A 16,099-nucleotide genomic window follows, 5' to 3' on the forward strand; every position below is an offset into this window, starting at 1 on the left:
GTCAGTCAGGATGCAAGCACTCCAAGCACTTCTAGGGGGAAGGATCGCAAGGTCGGGCGTGGAGTTGCTCGCCTCGTTCCGGCCGCGCCGAGCCTTTCCCGCCGTGATGGTGCTTTCCATCGTCACCGGGGCACTTGTCGGATTGTTGGTCGCCGGCTTCGAACAACTCACCGTCGAGGTGCTGCTCAAGAGGCTTCTGGAAGGACCGCTTTGGTGGCAGGCGGCCGCTCCTGCTGTCGGCTTGTTCGGCGCGGTGGTCATCCTGCGCTACCTCGGGCGCGGCGCCACTCCGTCGACATCCGACGAATACGTGCGGGCCTTCCACGAGCGCCACCCCCGACTGCCCCTGTCCCAGCTTCCGGCCAAGCTGCTGGCCGGCGTGGCCACCATTGGCCTGGGGGGATCGGTCGGCCTAGAGGGTCCCTCGGTGTATGCCGGTGCCACCGTCGGTCAGAGCACCCAGGGATTGTTTTCCCGGTGGCTGCGCCGGGAAGAGACCAAAATGCTGCTCACTGCGGGGGCAGCAGCGGGCATCGCCGCCGTGTTCAAAACCCCCGCCACCGGGGTGATCTTCGCATTGGAGGCCCCTTACCGCGACGATGTGGCCCGTCGTGCGCTGCTGCCCGCCCTGCTGGCTTCGGCGTCGGGCTATCTGGTGTACGTGGCCTTGCTGGGCACCGACCCGGTTATCGATCTGGGCAGCCACGACAGCAACCTCAGCATCATCCACTTGGGCGGGGGCGCGCTGCTCGGTTTGGTGGCCGGATTGGGCGGCCGGGGATTTGCCTGGCTGGTGCGACAGGCCAAGGAATTGGAGCAGCAGTTCCCCTTCGGCGTTCGAATCCTGGTCGGCGGGGCGGTGCTGGCCGGGCTGGTGGTGGCCACCGAAGCCGTGTTCGACCAGCCTCTGAGCCTGGGCCCCGGGGTGGAGGCCACCGAATGGCTGCGAGGTGGCGAGCACACGCTGCTGCTCATCGGCAGCTTGCTGGCCTTCCGGGTGGTCGCCACCCTGACCACCGTGGGTGCCGGAGGCACCGGCGGGTTGTTCATCCCCCTTGCGGTTCAAGGGGTGATCGTGGGCAGCTTCGTGGGCCAAGCCTTGGGAACAGCCGACATGGGGCTGTACCGCACGCTGGGGTTGGCCGCCTTCTTGGGTGCCGGATACCGGGCACCCATCACCGCCGTCATGTTTGTGGCCGAGAGCACTGGCACGTCCGCGTTTGTGGTCCCGGCGCTCATTGCTGCCGCAGTGTCGCAGCTGGTGGCCGGATCCAGCTCGGTGGCCTCCTACCAGTTGGACAAGCGGGAGGGTCTTGTGGAGCGCCGGCTCGCCTTGCCGCTCACCTCCGCGCTCACCACCGACACCCTCACCGTGCCCCCCGATGCCACCGTGGGCGAGTTGGTGTACATACACCTACTGGGTCGACGCGAGCGAGAGGTGCCGGTGGTGGACGGTGGGGCCTACGTCGGGATGTGCGGCTTGGAGCAGATGAGCGAGTTGGAGCGCGACGCGTGGAACGACACGCTGGTCGCCGACATCGCCCGGCGTGATCTGCCCACGGCCCGTCCGTCGTGGACGTTGCGCGACGCGGTGGCCCAGATGGACGGCAATGACACCGATCAACTTCCGGTGACCGACGACGACGGCACGTTCATAGGAGTAGTGCGAGCCGACGACATCCTTCGGCTGGACGAGATCCTCGACGAGACCGAAGGCGTATGACCGGGGCCGTATGACCGGGGCTTTGGAGGCTGTCAGCTAGGAAAAAGCTCGTCGACGCTATCGGTTGAAGGCGTATCCCGGTACTCGCACCAAGGCTTGGCACCCACCTTGACAAGGCGGCACTCCTCCCCGGGAATTGCTCCACACTCCACGCACGGATCTTCGTTCTCCCTGAACATAACGTCGAAGTCGTCGCTTGTGTGCTTCAGCGCGCGGGCTTCTTCGTAACGACGGTGGCGTCCCTTTTTCATGGGCGGCTCCGCAATATCGAGCCGGCGGCATTTCGGCACCGGCAGTAGAGGGTACTGCGCCCCCCTAAGCTTTCATGCGGGCCAGTCTAACCACTCCGCTCCCAGCTTTTGCACACTGCCAGCATGAACTGGCGATACAGACCCGATTGCCGGAGCCGGGATGACCAGCACCTCAGGCGTCCAGCACCTTGTGGCGAGCCTCCTCGGCGCTGACCAGCGGCGGTTCGGTGGACCACGGAAAGTTGATCCACTGGTCGGTGCGCTTCCACACATAGTCGCATTTCACGAGGGAATGGGACTTCTCGTAGAGCACCGCTGAGCGCACGTCGCCCACTCGGTCGACACAGAAGTCGTAGACCATCTTGAGGGTGTGGCCGGTGTCGGCCACATCGTCGGCAATCAGAATCTTGGAATTGCGGTGGTCCACCAGGTCGACGGCCGGCGGGAGCATCACCGGAACAGGAAGTCGCTCGTCCACCCCGGTGTAGTACTCGCAGTTCATCACGTAGATGTTCTTGATCGACAGGGCGTAGCCCAGCGATCCGGCGCAGAACAGGCCGCCCCGGGCGATGGCCAAGATCATCTCGGGGCGGTATCCGTCATCGGCTACCAGAGCGGCCAACTCTCGCACCGCACGGCCATAAGAGTCCCAGTCCAGCCATTCTCGCTCTGTCATCTTGCCTGTCAGCCTCCTATATCGGGCGCCCGGAGCGCTCCTCCAAGACGAGTTTGCCAAGGCTGTCGAAGGCTACTGCCGCGGTTCCGTCCAATAGCTGTTGAACAGGCGCCGCGACGATATCGGCCCGCCATCCCTTGAGCGCCCGGCAGTCAGGGTCGCCCCGGAGCAGCGCCTCGATGTCGCTGCGGGTGGCCACCAGGGTGGGGTCCAGATCGGCTTCGGCGGCGTGCTGGGCCGCCCACGAGGTGATGAGGTTGACCGCCGGCTTGAGAGACGGGTCCAGTTTGGGCGTTCTTTTGCGGGGCTCGATCTCGAGGTCTGCGCCTCGAATCTGGTCGACGAATTCCAACAGCTCTTTGTCGGCTCCCTTGCGGAGGTTGCGGGGCTCCACGCCGCGGATATCCCGCAGCTGATTGAGCGTTCGGGGGAGGCGCTGGGCGACCACCGCCACCCCCAAATCCGACAGAACGTGGCGAACAGGCTGGTTCGTGCGGGCCGCGTATTCCTCCCGCCATTTGGCCACCGCCTGGGCCAGGGCCCGGGGTCGGCCCTCCATGCGGCGGACTTCCTTGATCCGGAGCCAGGCGTTGTCGGAGGTCCGCCCGGCGTCGGCCCGCTCCAGCAGGAGCGCGCACTCCTCTTCGGCCCACTCCAGGCGCCCCCGAGCCCGCAGCTCCTGGTGCAGCATGTCGCTGATCTCCAACAAGCGCTCCACGTCGGCGGCGGCGTAGGCCAGCATGGGCTCGGGCAGCGGCCTTTGGAACCAGTCGGACATGCGGGCCTCTTTGGGCAGTTCCACTCCCAGCAAGCGCTCGTGAAGCGCGGCCAGCGATGGAGTGCGGTAGCCGATGAATCCTGCCCCGATCTGGGTATCGAACATGCGGCGGGGTTGCGTGCCGCACTCGTGCTGGAGCACCTCCAAGTCCTGTTCGGCGGCATGGAGCACCGCCAAGCCATCACCTTCCAGCAGCTCGGCCAGCGCAGCCATGGGCACTTCCAGCGGGTCGATGATGGCCAGCTGGTCGTGCCAGGCAATCTGAACCAGCGCCACCCGGGGGTAGTAGGTGCGCTCTCGGTGGAACTCGGTGTCCAGGGCATAGGCGTCGGCGGCCGAGGCATCGGCCACCACCGCCGCCAGCTTGCGCCGAGAGGTGATCGGGTCGGGGGGGCCGGAAGCGCGCTTCAATCGCCTGTCGGCCCGAAGTCGTAGGGGTAGCCAGCTTCCACCCACCCATTGGTTCCGCCGGCCACGTTGGTGCACGACCAGCCAAGGGCAGTCAGATACTCAGCGGCTTTCAGGCTGCGCCCACCCAAGGCGCAAATCAAGTACAGGTGCTGATCGGGCAGTTCTCCGGCCCGTTCGGGGACCGTGTCCAGCGGAATGAGAACCGCGCCGGGCACGCGGGCTTCGGCGTATTCCTCGGGCTCGCGCACGTCGATGAGCACTATGTCGTCTGACAGGTCGTCTGACAGCAATGCGGCTAGTTCCGCCACCCCGATTTCAGGAATCTCCACCCGGCTGAGGTTAGTGGCCCGATGAGAGGTCTTCGGGGCTGTCGATGTCGGCCACGGCCGATGCGGGCGCGGGCACGTCGACAACGGTGGCTTCATCGAGCAGCGAGGCAACGGCGCGCCGGCCGGATTGGAACAGATGCTCCGCCAGCGCGGCTGCTTGGGTATCGATGGCCAGCGGAAGATAGTGGCGGCGTTGGTCAGTGAACACCGCCGCCGCTACAGCCGTGGAGGGCGGCGCCTCGATGACTGCCTGCACGAGCACCGCAACGTCTTCAGCGCCGATGGCGGGAAGGTCGCAGGGCAAGATCACCGTCACGGGATGGCGGGCACGGCCCAACGCGGTGGCCATTGCTCCCAGGGGGCCTTCACCAGGCCAGCGGTCGGCGACGTGCTGGGCATCGGAGGCGGCCGCGGCGCTTTCCAGCCGAGGATCAGTCCCGCCAACGATGAGGCGTTGCGAGGCCTCAGCCAGTGCGGCCAGGGCACTGGATATCAGCCACCGACCCCCCACTTCGATGAACGCTTTGTCGGTGCCCATTCGCCGGCTCTGGCCTCCGGCGAGCACTGCACCAGTGAATTCAGTGGAGATCTCTATCCCCCATAGTTCATACGGGTGTCCTCCATGCGGAGGACGGGGGTGTCCTCGTCGGCCTGGAAGCCGCAGTCCACCACCTCGCCGATGAACAGGGTGTGAGCCCCGGTGACCACCGTGTCGCGCACCTCGCAGTCGATATAGGCGGGAGCGCAGTCCAATATGGGCGCGCCGGTGACCCCGTCGTGGAATCCGAACCCGTTGAGGGTCATGGCCGCAAGATCCACCTCCACCGGCTTGGTGAACTTTCGAACCATGGCCCGGTCATCTCGGGCGATCGTGCACAGGCTGAACACTCCGCCCTCGGTGATGAGCTCGTGGGTGTAGGCCGGATGCTCCACTCCGATCCCCACCAACTTGGGCTCAAAGGCCAGCTGGGTTGCCCAGTTGAGGGTCATGCCGTTGCGGCGCTCCCCCGCTCTCGATCCCACCACGTAGAGGCCGTAGGGCAGGCTCCACAACACTCGCCGGCGGAGGCGGTCGTAGGAGTCTTGGTCCTCGGGATCATCCCCGACATGTTCGGGAAACGGGCCTATGGGTCCGGTGCCGCCTGGTGCCGCCATGTCAAGCCTCCAGGTCTTGGGGAGGCCACGATGGGTCGAGTTGGTGGAGGAACAATCGACAGCGCTCTTCTTCGTCTTGTTCGCCGATAGCGGCCGCAGTGGCTTGCAATCCCGCCAGGGACCGCAAAAAGCCCCGGTTCACCTCGTGGACCCAGCGCACAAAACCCGATCCCCGCCAGCCGTTCTGGCGCAGCCGGTCAAGCCCCCGGTGGTAGCCCACCCGGAACGCGGCGTAGGCCTCGGTGTCGTCGCGGGCCAGCTGTCCCAGGCGGGCCCAGCCGTCCAAGAAGCGGGGGTACTGGGCCACCACTTCGGCCACCCCATCCCTTCGGCGGTCTTCAGGCAGCCTCATCGCCTCGGCCAGAGCGGCCACCGCGTGGGGCGGCTCGGGATCCAAAATCGTCTCGGGCGGCCCCGTCCGAGTGAGATTCACCGGCGCATCTGACATGGCGCAATCCTTCTACGGTCAGTGGATGCGCACCAAGCGCAGGACATCGGTGGCCTCGGTCATGCCGGCCACCACCGCCACCACATCGCCGGGTGCGACGTGTCCGGCCTCTTCGGCCATGTCCAGGGCTTCGGCCACCCGGGCCTCATAGCTCCCGACCTCGTGGGCCAACATCGGGGTGACCCCCCAGCTCAGCGTCAGCTGCTGGACGGTGCGCTCCGAGGCGCTGAAACCCAATATGGCGGTCTGGGGGCGGAAACGGGCCATCGACCGCACGGTGAATCCAGAGGCCGAAATGCAGACGATGGCCGCCAAGTTGAGCTCGTTGGCCGCGGTAGCCGCCGCCCCGGTCATGGCGTCGGTCACCGAAGTGGGCGCGTCCACGTCGGTCATGCGCAGACGGCGGATGTTCTCCCCCCAGCGCACATAGTCGAACTCTTCGTCGGCCCGCTCGGCGATTCGGGCCATGGTGGCCACTGTGGCCGCAGGGTGGGCGCCGATGGCCGTCTCAGCCGACAGCATCACCGCACTGGTGCCGTCGAACACGGCGTTGGCCACGTCGGACACCTCCGCCCGAGTCGGAGTCGATGCCTGGACCATGGAGTCCAGCATCTGAGTGGCGGTGATCACCGGTAGACCGCCCGCAATGCAGTCGCGGATGATCCGCTTTTGAAGGTGCGGGGTTTCCTCCATCAGGCACTCGGTGCCCAGATCGCCGCGAGCCACCATGATGCCCGCCGAGGCGTCAATGATGTCGTCGAGGTTATGCACGGCTGCCTGGGTCTCGATCTTGGCGATGACCAGCGGGCCGGCGGGATGGGGCTCGACTCCGACCCGGCGGATGTCGTCGCCCGACCGGACGAACGATACGGCCACCATGTCCACCGAGTTGCTCACGAACGCGTCCAGATTTCGCAGGTCTTCGGGCGTGGGTGTGGACATGCTGAGGCGGTCGGATGGAATGCGGAATCCGGGCCGCCCATGGATCACGTCGCCGTGGAGGACTCGGGCCGTGGCCTTGTCGCCGGATATGTCGGCGATTTCCAACAGCACCTGTCCGTCGCCGAGGGCCACTTGGTCGCCGATGGCAATGTCGTGAAAGAGGTTGTCGTAGTCCACTTCCACTACCTCGGCGGTGCTCAAAGTGTCGCCCACCCTGATCCCCACCTCGGTATCGGCCAACAGCTCCACGCCTTCTTGCCCGAAGCTGGCCGTACGCACCTTCGGGCCGGGCAAGTCCACCAGGACACCCACCCGCCGACCGGCTTCTTGGGCCACTTGGCGCACGAGGCACATCCGCGTCAGAGCCTCGTCCAGCGTTCCGTGGGCCAAACCGATGCGAGCCACGTCCATGCCGGCATCCACCATGGCCCGCAGCATCTGCGGGGATTCCGACGCCGGGCCAATGGTGGCGATGATCTTGGTGCGTCGGGTCACGGGCATTAACGCTACCGCCCTATCAGGCCGACTTTGCGGTCTACGAGGGCTCGTTCACCGGCGGTTACCGGTGGGTTCGGTTAGTTCATGCGGGCCCGGGCGCGCACGGCCAAGTGCCGAAGCTGCTCCTCATCATCATCTTCCGCGGCCTCGGCTAGTGCCTCGAACCGCTGGGCCGCTACTTCGAACCGTCCTCGCTCCATGTTGATCAGACCAAGCTGCTTTGCCTCTTCAGCAGGCGCCGAGGGGCACATCGTCCGCAACTCCAGTACCCACTCCAGATTGGCGTAGTCCCGGCGCTGGGCGTAGATGGCCCGAAGATTCCCCAGTATCCGCTCCATGATCGATGAATTGTCAACCGGGGCCAAGAATGCGGGATGAAATCCCTTCTGCCCGCCGGTGATCTGGTGGAAGAGCTCTTCGCAACCCTGGGCATCGAGCAGCGCGCCACCGGCAAACACGTCGATGTAGGTGTCGGGCTCGGTTCGGTCCCGGATCAAGAAGTGGCCGGGCAGTCCGATTCCCTCGAACTCGAAGCCCGTGCGGGCCCCTACTGCGATGGTCAGCACGGCAAGGCTGATGGGAATGCCGGTGCGCCGGCGCATGACCTCGTTTAGAAACGAGTTGCGGGGGTCGTAGTAGTCCGCCCGATTGCCGTGGAACCCCAGCTCGCTGAACAGCGAGTGCAGCATTTGGCTTCGACTGGAGCGGTCGCAGCTATCGGCGAGAGAGTCGAGCAAGTCGAGCTCGGCGTCGAGGTCCATGTCTGGACAGCCGTGGGCGGCAATGCACAGTGCCCCCTCATGGAGGGCGAATTTCTCGTGCTCAAGCAGTTGCCTGAATCTCTCGGCCGGCTCCCATCCCACAGGTAGTGAATCTATCCCGACAACTAATCTTTCGCTGGTGTCCGCTTGGCTGTTCTTGGACCACGAGGGGCCGATACCTATCGCCCACCGGGGCGGGGCCGCGGAGGGGCCGGAAAACACCATGGCTGCGTTCTCGGCCGCCGTCGAGCTTGGCTATCGCTACTTGGAGACCGACGTGCACGCCACCCGCGACGAGGTACTGGTGGCATTCCACGACGAGGGCTTGCAACGGCTCAGCGGTCGCCCTGAGTCCATCGCTGAATTGGCGTGGCGGGATTTGGAGACGGTGCGGGTGGGCGGAGGACAGGCCATTCCCCGCTTCGAGGAGCTGCTGGAGGCCTGGCCCGAGGTCAGGATCGCGGTCGACCCCAAGCACGACCAGGCCACTGAACCGCTGATCGACACCTTGCATCGGGCCAACGCCATCGACCGGGTGTGCGTCGGATCGTTCTCGGGGCGCCGACTGGCCACCGCCCGGCGCCTGGGCGGACCTCGGCTATGCACCGGTCTCAGCCCGAAAGAGGTCGGCCAGCTCCAAGCTGCGGCCACCGGGTTGCCTGTGCGCATCAAAGCCGGGGCGTGCGCCCAAGTGCCCCCTACGGCCAAGGGCATGCCTCTGGTTTATCGGCGGTTTGTCGATGCCGCTCACGACCAGGGGCTGGCGGTGCACGTGTGGACCGTGGACGACGCCGACGAGATGCACCGATTGCTGGATCTGGGGGTGGACGGCATCATGACCGACCGTCCTACAGTGCTTCGAGAGGTGCTCATAGCCCGCGGCACCTGGTCGTGAGTGCCTGATTTCGGCCCGAAATCGGGCTGGAGGTTGTGGTTAATTTTAGGTTTCCTGGGGATTTCTACTCACAGCGGTGGAAAACCCTGTGGATTTTGTTTTTCCCCTTGACCTGGGTTTTCTGCGCGCTATGGTATGCCCACCTACCAGAGACAAGCGGAGTAGCTGGAAGAGCAGGAGCCCGAAAGGGTGAGGGTTCGACAGAGTTCCGCAAGGCCACTGGAACGGGCCGAGGAAGTCGGTGGCACCACCGAAAGCCGAGGGCTGGGAACGAGGCCAGGTGCCGCGAGGAACTGGGAGGTAGGGACCGGGGAGCCGGAGGGCGCAAGCCAACCGGAGCGCCGGGACCGAACGGGACGGCCCCGAGAAGTCGACCGGTTTCGACCGGGAGGCTACTCGGGGCCTCCTACTTTTTGGGGCCTCCTACTTTTTGGGGCTAGCCACTAGGGTGCTCGCCATGTCAGGACCTGCTGTCGCACTGCTGCACGGGCTAGCCGGTTCGGCCCGGCGAACCTGGGGGGACAACGCCTGGTTCGATCTATTGGCCGACGCGGGCCGCGAAGTGATCGGCGTCGACCTGATGGGCCACGGCACCGCCCCCAAGCCCCATCATCCCGAGGGCTACGCCGAATTCGAGCAGCACGTGATCGATCACTTCCCCGAAGAGGCCATCGACGCCGTCGGGTTCTCGCTAGGGGCCTACACCCTGTTGTCCATCGCCTCCCAGACGCCCGAGCGATTTCACAAGCTGGTGGTGTCCGGGGTGGGCAAGAACCTGTTCGAGCGAGACGAGGACCACAGCCGCATGATCCTTCACGCGGTGACCGGCGAGCCCGACCCCGAGAACCCCGAGGCCCTCCACTTCTCCACCTTGGCCGACGACCCCGAGGCCGACCGGGAGGCCCTGGCCGCGTTGCTGGCCAGCCGCACGGCCTTTGACACGAGCTGTTTGGGCAGTGTCAACGTTCCCACCCTCGTGGTGGTGGGCGACAAGGACTTCGCCCACCCCGCCGATCAGCTCGTGGATGCCCTCCCCGACGCCCGCCTAGTGGTCCTGAAGGGTGTCGATCACTTCGCCACCCCCAAGTCCTTCGACTTCATCGACGCCGCCCTGGACTTCCTCGACGCCCAACCGTTCTAGGTCGGCCCAACCGCTAGCGCAGCTGTTGGGCGGTGGGCACCAGGGGGGCGGGCAGGAGGGTGTCGCCGGTCAGGTATTGATCTACCGCGGCGGCGCAGGCTCGGCCTTCGGCGATGGCCCACACGATCAAGCTCTGGCCTCGGCCCATGTCACCGGCCACGAACACGCCGGGCACCGTGCTCATCCAGTTGTCGTCGCGAGCCACGTTTCCCCGGGCGGTGATCTCTACTCCCAGGTCGTCGAGCAGACCGCCGGTTTCGGGGCCGGTGAAGCCGAGGGCCAAAAGCACCATGTCGGCTTTGAACTCCCGCTCGGTGCCCTCGATGGGGTCAAAGCTCATGCGCCCGCCTTCGAATGACTGCTGCACGTCGATGGTGTGCAGCGCCTCAACCTGGCCGCCCGATCCGGTGAACTCCACGGTGTTGATGGCGTAAATCTGGGTGCCGCCCTCCTCATGGGCCGACGACGACCGGTACATGAGCGGCCACGTGGGCCACGGGGTGGAGTCGTCCCGCTCGTCGGGCGGGCGGGGCAAGATCTCAAATTGGTGGATGGAGGCTGCCCCGTGGCGGTGGGCGGTGCCCAGGCAGTCGGCACCGGTGTCGCCCCCGCCGATGATGATCACATGCTTGCCCGCGGCCGAGAACGGGTGCTCGTCCAGGTCGCCCTCTTGAACTCGATTGGCCGGGGGAAGGTACTCCATAGCCTGGTAGATGCCCTCCAGCTCCCGACCGGGAATGGGCAGGTCGCGCCACTGGGTAGCCCCGCCGGCCAGCACCACCGCGTCGTACTGGCCGGTGAGCTCGGCCGCGCTGATGTCGACCCCCGCGTTCACCCCCGTCTTGAACACCGTGCCCTCGGCCTCCATCTGGGCCAGCCGGAGGTCGAGGTGGCGCTTTTCCATCTTGAACTCGGGGATGCCGTAGCGCAGCAGCCCGCCGATGCGGTCGGCCCGCTCGAACACCACCACGTCGTGGCCCGCCCGGGTGAGCTGTTGGGCGGCGGCCAGCCCCGCCGGCCCCGATCCCACCACGGCCACCGATCGGCCAGTGCGATCGTCGCACACCACCGGGGTGATCCACCCCTCCTCCCAGGCCCGGTCCACGATCTCCACCTCAACCTGTTTGATGGTCACCGGGTCTTCGTTGATGCCCAGCACGCAGGCCGCCTCGCACGGCGCCGGGCACAGCCGCCCGGTGAACTCGGGAAAGTTGTTGGTGGCGTGCAGCCGCTCGATGGCCTCCCGCCAGTTGTCCCGGTACACCAAGTCGTTCCAGTCGGGGATCAGGTTGCCCAGCGGGCAGCCGTTGTTGCAGAAAGGGATGCCGCAGTCCATGCAGCGCGAGGCCTGGGTGCGCACCGACTCGTCGTCGAAGTCCCGGTAGACCTCGTTCCAGTCCTTGATCCGTACCGGTACCGCCCGGCGCGTCGGCAGCTCCCGACCGTGCTTGATGAATCCCCTGATGTCACCCATGGGCGGCCGCCATGATGGCTGCTTCGGCGTCGGTGCCGGTGCGCTCGGCCTCGGCCAGCGCCCCCAGCACCCGCTTGTAGTCCTTGGGCATCACCTTCACAAACCGGTCGATCTCGGTGGACCAGTTGGCCAGGATCCTCTCGGCCACCGTCGAGCCGGTGTTCACCATGTGCTGGCTGACGCGATCCCGCAGCCACTCACGGTCGCCGTTGTCGGGCGCCTCCAAGTCCACCATCTCCGGGTTCACCTTGGCGGGGAATACGCCATCGGGGTCGTACACGAAGGCGATGCCGCCCGACATGCCGGCGCCGAAGTTCCGGCCGGCGGGTCCGAGCACCACGGCCCGCCCGCCAGTCATGTACTCGCAACCGTGGTCGCCCACACCCTCCACCACTGCGACAGCACCGGAGTTGCGGACGCAGAACCGCTCCCCCACCAGTCCCCGGAGGAAGAGTTCGCCGCTGGTGGCGCCGTAGCCGATCACATTGCCCGCGATCACGTTCTCCTCGGCAACGAACCGAGCCTGCGGATAGGTGGTCACAATGATTCGCCCGCCTGACAGGCCCTTGCCCACATAATCGTTGGCGTCGCCGGTCAGCTTCATGGTGATGCCCCGGGGCAGAAACGCTCCAAAGCTGTTGCCGGCCGATCCGGAGAAGTTGATGCGGACGGTGTCGTCGGGCAGGCCGTCGGCCCCCCATTTGGACGTCACCTGGTGGCCGAGCATGGTGCCCACTGTTCGGTTCACGTTGCCGATGGGGAGGTCAATCTCCACCGGGAGGCCGTCTTCCAAAGCGGCCTCGGCCATCAAGATGAGCTGCTGGTCGAGGGCGCGGTCGAGGCCGTGGTCCTGAGGTTGCGTGCAGTGCCGATCAGCCCCAGGATCGATGTCAGGGGCGTACAAGATGGGCGACAAATCGAGTCCCGACGCCTTCCAGTGGTCCACCGCGTCGCTCACGTCCAGGCACTCCACCCGACCGACGGCCTCGGCCAAGGTACGGAAGCCGAGCATGGCCAACAGCTCGCGCACCTCCTCGGCGATGTACTCCATGAAATTGATGACGAACTCGGGCTCGCCGGTGAACTTCTTGCGCAGCTCGGGATCCTGGGTGGCCACCCCCACCGGGCAAGTGTCCAGATGGCAGACCCGCATCATCACACACCCCGCGACCACCAGGGGCGCAGTGGCGAACCCGAACTCCTCGGCCCCCAGCAGCGCCGCGATCATCACATCCCGGCCCGTCTTGAGCTGGCCGTCGGTCTGCACCACGATCCGATCCCGCAGCCGGTTCAACAGCAAGGTCTGCTGGGTCTCGGCCAAACCCAGCTCCCACGGGGTGCCGGCGTGCTTGATGGACGTCAACGGAGAGGCTCCGGTGCCGCCGTCGTGGCCCGAGATCAGCACCACGTCGGCATGGGCCTTGGACACCCCGGCGGCCACCGTGCCCACGCCCAACTCCGAGACCAGCTTCACGTGGATGCGGGCTTCCGGGTTGGCGTTCTTCAGGTCGTGGATCAGTTGGGCGAGGTCTTCGATGGAGTAGATGTCGTGGTGGGGCGGCGGGGAGATGAGTCCCACGCCGGGGGTGGAGTAGCGGACCTCGGCGATCCATGGCCACACCTTGTGGCCGGGGAGTTGGCCGCCCTCGCCCGGCTTGGCCCCCTGGGCCATCTTGATCTGGATGTCGTCGCTGTTCACCAGGTACTCGCTGGTCACGCCGAACCGCCCCGATGCGGCCTGTTTGATGGCCGACCGGCGCAGGTCGCCGTTGGGGTCGGGCACATAGCGGCGGGGATCCTCGCCGCCCTCGCCGGTGTTCGACTTCCCGCCGATGCGGTTCATGGCGATGGCCAGGGTCTCATGGGCCTCGGCCGAGATCGACCCGTACGACATGGCCCCGGTGGAGAACCGGGTGACGATGCTGGAGACCGGTTCCACCTCCTCGATGGGAATCGGCTCTCGCACCCCGGTGCGGAACCGGAACAGCCCCCGCAGGGTGGCCAGGCGCTCAGACTGGGCGTCCACCTTCTCGGTGTACTGCTTGAAGATGTCGTAGCGGCCCTCCCGGGTGGCGTGCTGGAGCTTGAACACCGTCTCAGGGTTGAACAGGTGGTACTCGCCCTCCCGTCGCCACTGGTACTCCCCTCCTCCTTCCAGGGTGCGGTGGGCCCGCTCGTCGGGATTCTCGGGGAAAGCAATGCGGTGTCGCAGCCTGACCTCCTCGGCCAGCTGCGGGAAGCCGATGCCCCCCAGGCGGCTGACCGTACCGGTGAAGCACTCCTGAATGATGGGGTGCCCCAGGCCGATGGCCTCAAAGATCTGCGCCCCCACATACGACTTCACCGTGGAAATGCCCATCTTGGACATGACCTTGAGCACCCCTTTGTCGCAGGCCTTGATGTAATTGCGGTGAGCCAGATCCTTGTCGTCGCCGGGCGAGAAGCCGCACAACCCCTCGTCGATCATCTGGTCGATGGTCTCGAACGCCAAATAGGGGTTGATGGCCGTGGCCCCGTAGGCCTGAAGCAGGCAGATGTGGTGTACCTCGCGGGCGTCGCCGGTCTCGACCACCAGCCCCACCCGGGTGCGGGTCTTCTCCCGGATCAGATGGTGGTGCACTGCGGCGGTGGCCAGCAGCGACGGGATCGGGGCTGAGTCGGCGCTGGCCCCCCGGTCCGACAGCACGATGATGTTCTTGCCACCCTCGATGGCCCGGCTGACCTGCTCGCGGATGCGCTGGATGGCGATGCGCAGCCCCGGCCCGCCGTCGTCCACCGCATACAGGCAGGGCACCACCTCGGTGTGCCAATGGTGGTGGCCACCGGGCCCATCTACGTCAACCAGATTGGCCAGCTGCTGGTCGGTGATCACCGGGTGGGGGGTGAAGATCTGGCGGCACGAATCGGGCTGGGGATCGAGCAGGTTGCCCTCGGGGCCCAACCAGCCGCAGGTGGCGGTGATGATCTCCTCCCGGATGGCGTCCAGCGGCGGGTTGGTCACCTGGGCGAAGAGCTGCTGGAAGTAGTCGTACAGCAGCCGCGACCGGTTGGACAGCACGGCCACCGGGGTGTCGGTGCCCATCGACCCCAGCGCCTCCTTGCCGTCGCGGGCCATCGGGGCCAACAGGATCTTGAGCTCTTCGTGGGTGTAGCCGAACATCTGCTGGCGGATCAGCAGCGGGGTGTTGTCCGGCTCGGGCAGAGCGCGTTCAACCAAGTCATCTAGGTCCACCTGGTTGTCAGCCAGCCACTGGCCGTAGGGGTGGGCCGAGGCCAGCTTCTGCTTGATCTCGGCATCGCGCACGATGCGGCCCTCGGAGGTGTCGATCAGGAACATGCGACCGGGCTGCAAGCGGCCCTTCTCCACGATGGCCGCCGGGTCGACGTCCATCACCCCGACCTCAGACGCCATGATCACCAAGTCGTCGTCGGTCACCCAGTAGCGGGAGGGGCGCAGGCCGTTGCGGTCGAGCACCGCGCCGATCAGGGTGCCGTCGCTGAACACGATGTCGGCGGGGCCGTCCCACGGCTCCATCAATGAGGCGTAATAGCGGTAGAAGGCTCGAAGTTCGGGCGACATCGACTCATGGTTCTCCCACGGTTCGGGGATCATCATGAGCACCGCCTGAGGCAGCGAGTAGCCGCCCATGTACAACAGCTCCAGCACCTGGTCGAAGCTGGCGGTGTCGCTCACCCCCTCGGCGCACACCGGGAACAGCCGCTCGAGGTCGCCGGGCAAATGCGGCGAGCTCAACAGCGCCTCTCGGGTTCGCATCCAGTTGCGGTTGCCCTGCACGGTGTTGATCTCGCCGTTGTGGGAGATGAACCGGTAGGGGTGGGCCAGCGGCCAGGACGGGAAGGTGTTGGTCGAGAACCGGGAGTGGATCATGGCCAGGGCGCTGGTCACTCGGGTGTCGCTCAAATCGGGGTAGAACTCCCCCAGCTGCGGTGTGGTGAGCATGCCCTTGTACACGATGGTCCGGTTGGACAGGCTGGCGAAGTAGCCATAGGTCAGCTTGCGGGTCTTCGACCCCAGTGCCCCGGTATCGGCCTGGTCATCGGTCTCATAGGCGACCTCGTTGCGAATCCGGGTGCGCACGATGTAGGCCCGCCGCAAGAGGGCGTCAGCATCGAGCCCGTCGCTGGCGTAGAACGGCTGCCAGAACGAAGGCATGGTGGCCAGCGCCTGCGCCCCCAGCTCGTCGGGACAGGTAGGCACCTCCCGCCAACCCAGAGAGGTCAGCCCTTCTGATGTCGCGATCGCATCCATGGCATCCCGGGCGTGGGCCGCTGCCTCAGGAGTGTCGGGCAGAAAGCCGATGCCGGTGGCGTAATGCCCTGCCGCCGGTAGATCGAAGTCGCACACCTGGCGGTAGAAGTCGTCGGGCACCTGGATCAGCAATCCTGCGCCGTCGCCGGTGTTCACCTCCGCGCCCAGCGCCCCCCGATGCTGGAGATTGCACAGCGCGCCGTAGCCGACGGACACGATCTCGTGGCGGGGCCGACCCTTCAGATCCACCAGGAACCCAACCCCGCACCCGTCGTGCTCGTTGACGGGGTCGTAAAGACCCTGGGGATGTGGCAGATCAGGAATCTGCGGCCGGTTCCTCATTGCGT

Annotated in this window: 13 protein-coding genes; 3 read left to right on the forward strand and 10 right to left on the reverse strand. The window is 66.1% G+C overall.

Annotated features, from left to right (window positions below):
* Positions 1-58: 58 nt before the first annotated feature.
* Entirely contained in the window at positions 59-1,723 is a 1,665-nt protein-coding gene (locus ACOGJC_RS15365; protein WP_419845870.1) for a chloride channel protein, read from the forward strand.
* Between the two features lie 423 nt (positions 1,724-2,146).
* On the opposite strand, the gene ACOGJC_RS15370 is transcribed toward ACOGJC_RS15365, so the two are convergent.
* The 8 genes from ACOGJC_RS15370 to ACOGJC_RS15405 form a co-directional block, all read right to left on the reverse strand.
* On the reverse strand, positions 2,147-2,650 hold the full coding sequence (locus ACOGJC_RS15370; RefSeq protein WP_419845871.1) for a phosphoribosyltransferase: 504 nt from the start codon (positions 2,648-2,650) through the stop codon (positions 2,147-2,149).
* A gap of 16 nt (positions 2,651-2,666) precedes the next feature.
* Positions 2,667-3,839, reverse strand: a complete 1,173-nt coding sequence (locus ACOGJC_RS15375; RefSeq protein WP_419845872.1) for a ribonuclease D — start codon at positions 3,837-3,839, stop codon at positions 2,667-2,669.
* Positions 3,836-4,168 carry a rhodanese-like domain-containing protein gene (locus ACOGJC_RS15380; RefSeq protein ID WP_419845873.1) on the reverse strand — a complete coding sequence of 111 codons (333 nt, stop codon included), beginning with the start codon at positions 4,166-4,168 and terminating at the stop codon, positions 3,836-3,838. Before ACOGJC_RS15380 ends, ACOGJC_RS15375 begins: the two co-directional genes overlap by 4 nt.
* 10 nt (positions 4,169-4,178) lie before the next feature.
* Entirely contained in the window at positions 4,179-4,733 is a 555-nt protein-coding gene (gene mobA, locus ACOGJC_RS15385) for a molybdenum cofactor guanylyltransferase (protein ID WP_419845874.1), read from the reverse strand.
* A 26-nt stretch (positions 4,734-4,759) separates the two neighbouring features.
* Positions 4,760-5,323, reverse strand: coding sequence for a flavin reductase family protein (locus ACOGJC_RS15390; RefSeq protein WP_419845875.1), 564 nt, complete (start codon positions 5,321-5,323; stop codon positions 4,760-4,762).
* Between the two features lies 1 nt (position 5,324).
* The gene (locus ACOGJC_RS15395; protein ID WP_419845876.1) at positions 5,325-5,771 is read right to left on the reverse strand and encodes a DUF3151 domain-containing protein; all 447 of its coding nucleotides are present in this window, start codon (positions 5,769-5,771) and stop codon (positions 5,325-5,327) included.
* Between the two features lie 18 nt (positions 5,772-5,789).
* Positions 5,790-7,208 (reverse strand): pyruvate kinase, encoded by a 1,419-nt coding sequence (gene pyk / locus ACOGJC_RS15400; RefSeq protein WP_419845877.1) that lies wholly within the window; start codon positions 7,206-7,208, stop codon positions 5,790-5,792.
* An 80-nt stretch (positions 7,209-7,288) separates the two neighbouring features.
* Positions 7,289-8,074, reverse strand: coding sequence for a SirB1 family protein (locus tag ACOGJC_RS15405; RefSeq protein WP_419845878.1), 786 nt, complete (start codon positions 8,072-8,074; stop codon positions 7,289-7,291).
* Positions 8,075-8,111: 37 nt separating this feature from the next.
* Here ACOGJC_RS15405 and ACOGJC_RS15410 point away from each other — a divergent pair, with 37 nt between their 5' ends.
* Positions 8,112-8,867, forward strand: a complete 756-nt coding sequence (locus tag ACOGJC_RS15410) for a glycerophosphodiester phosphodiesterase (protein WP_419845879.1) — start codon at positions 8,112-8,114, stop codon at positions 8,865-8,867.
* 457 nt (positions 8,868-9,324) lie between these two features.
* On the forward strand, positions 9,325-10,008 hold the full coding sequence (locus ACOGJC_RS15415) for an alpha/beta fold hydrolase (protein WP_419845880.1): 684 nt from the start codon (positions 9,325-9,327) through the stop codon (positions 10,006-10,008).
* Between the two features lie 13 nt (positions 10,009-10,021).
* On the opposite strand, the gene ACOGJC_RS15420 is transcribed toward ACOGJC_RS15415, so the two are convergent.
* Both ACOGJC_RS15420 and gltB read right to left on the reverse strand, forming a co-directional pair.
* Positions 10,022-11,482: a glutamate synthase subunit beta gene (locus ACOGJC_RS15420; RefSeq protein ID WP_419845881.1), complete on the reverse strand. Its 1,461-nt coding sequence runs from the start codon at positions 11,480-11,482 to the stop codon at positions 10,022-10,024.
* Positions 11,475-16,067, reverse strand: coding sequence for a glutamate synthase large subunit (gltB, locus tag ACOGJC_RS15425; protein ID WP_419848253.1), 4,593 nt, complete (start codon positions 16,065-16,067; stop codon positions 11,475-11,477). The genes ACOGJC_RS15420 and gltB overlap by 8 nt, the downstream gene beginning before the upstream one ends.
* Positions 16,068-16,099: the final 32 nt, after the last annotated feature.

It is taken from the genome of Candidatus Poriferisocius sp., assembly GCF_965204015.1.
Classification (GTDB): Bacteria; Actinomycetota; Acidimicrobiia; order Acidimicrobiales; family Bin134; genus Poriferisocius.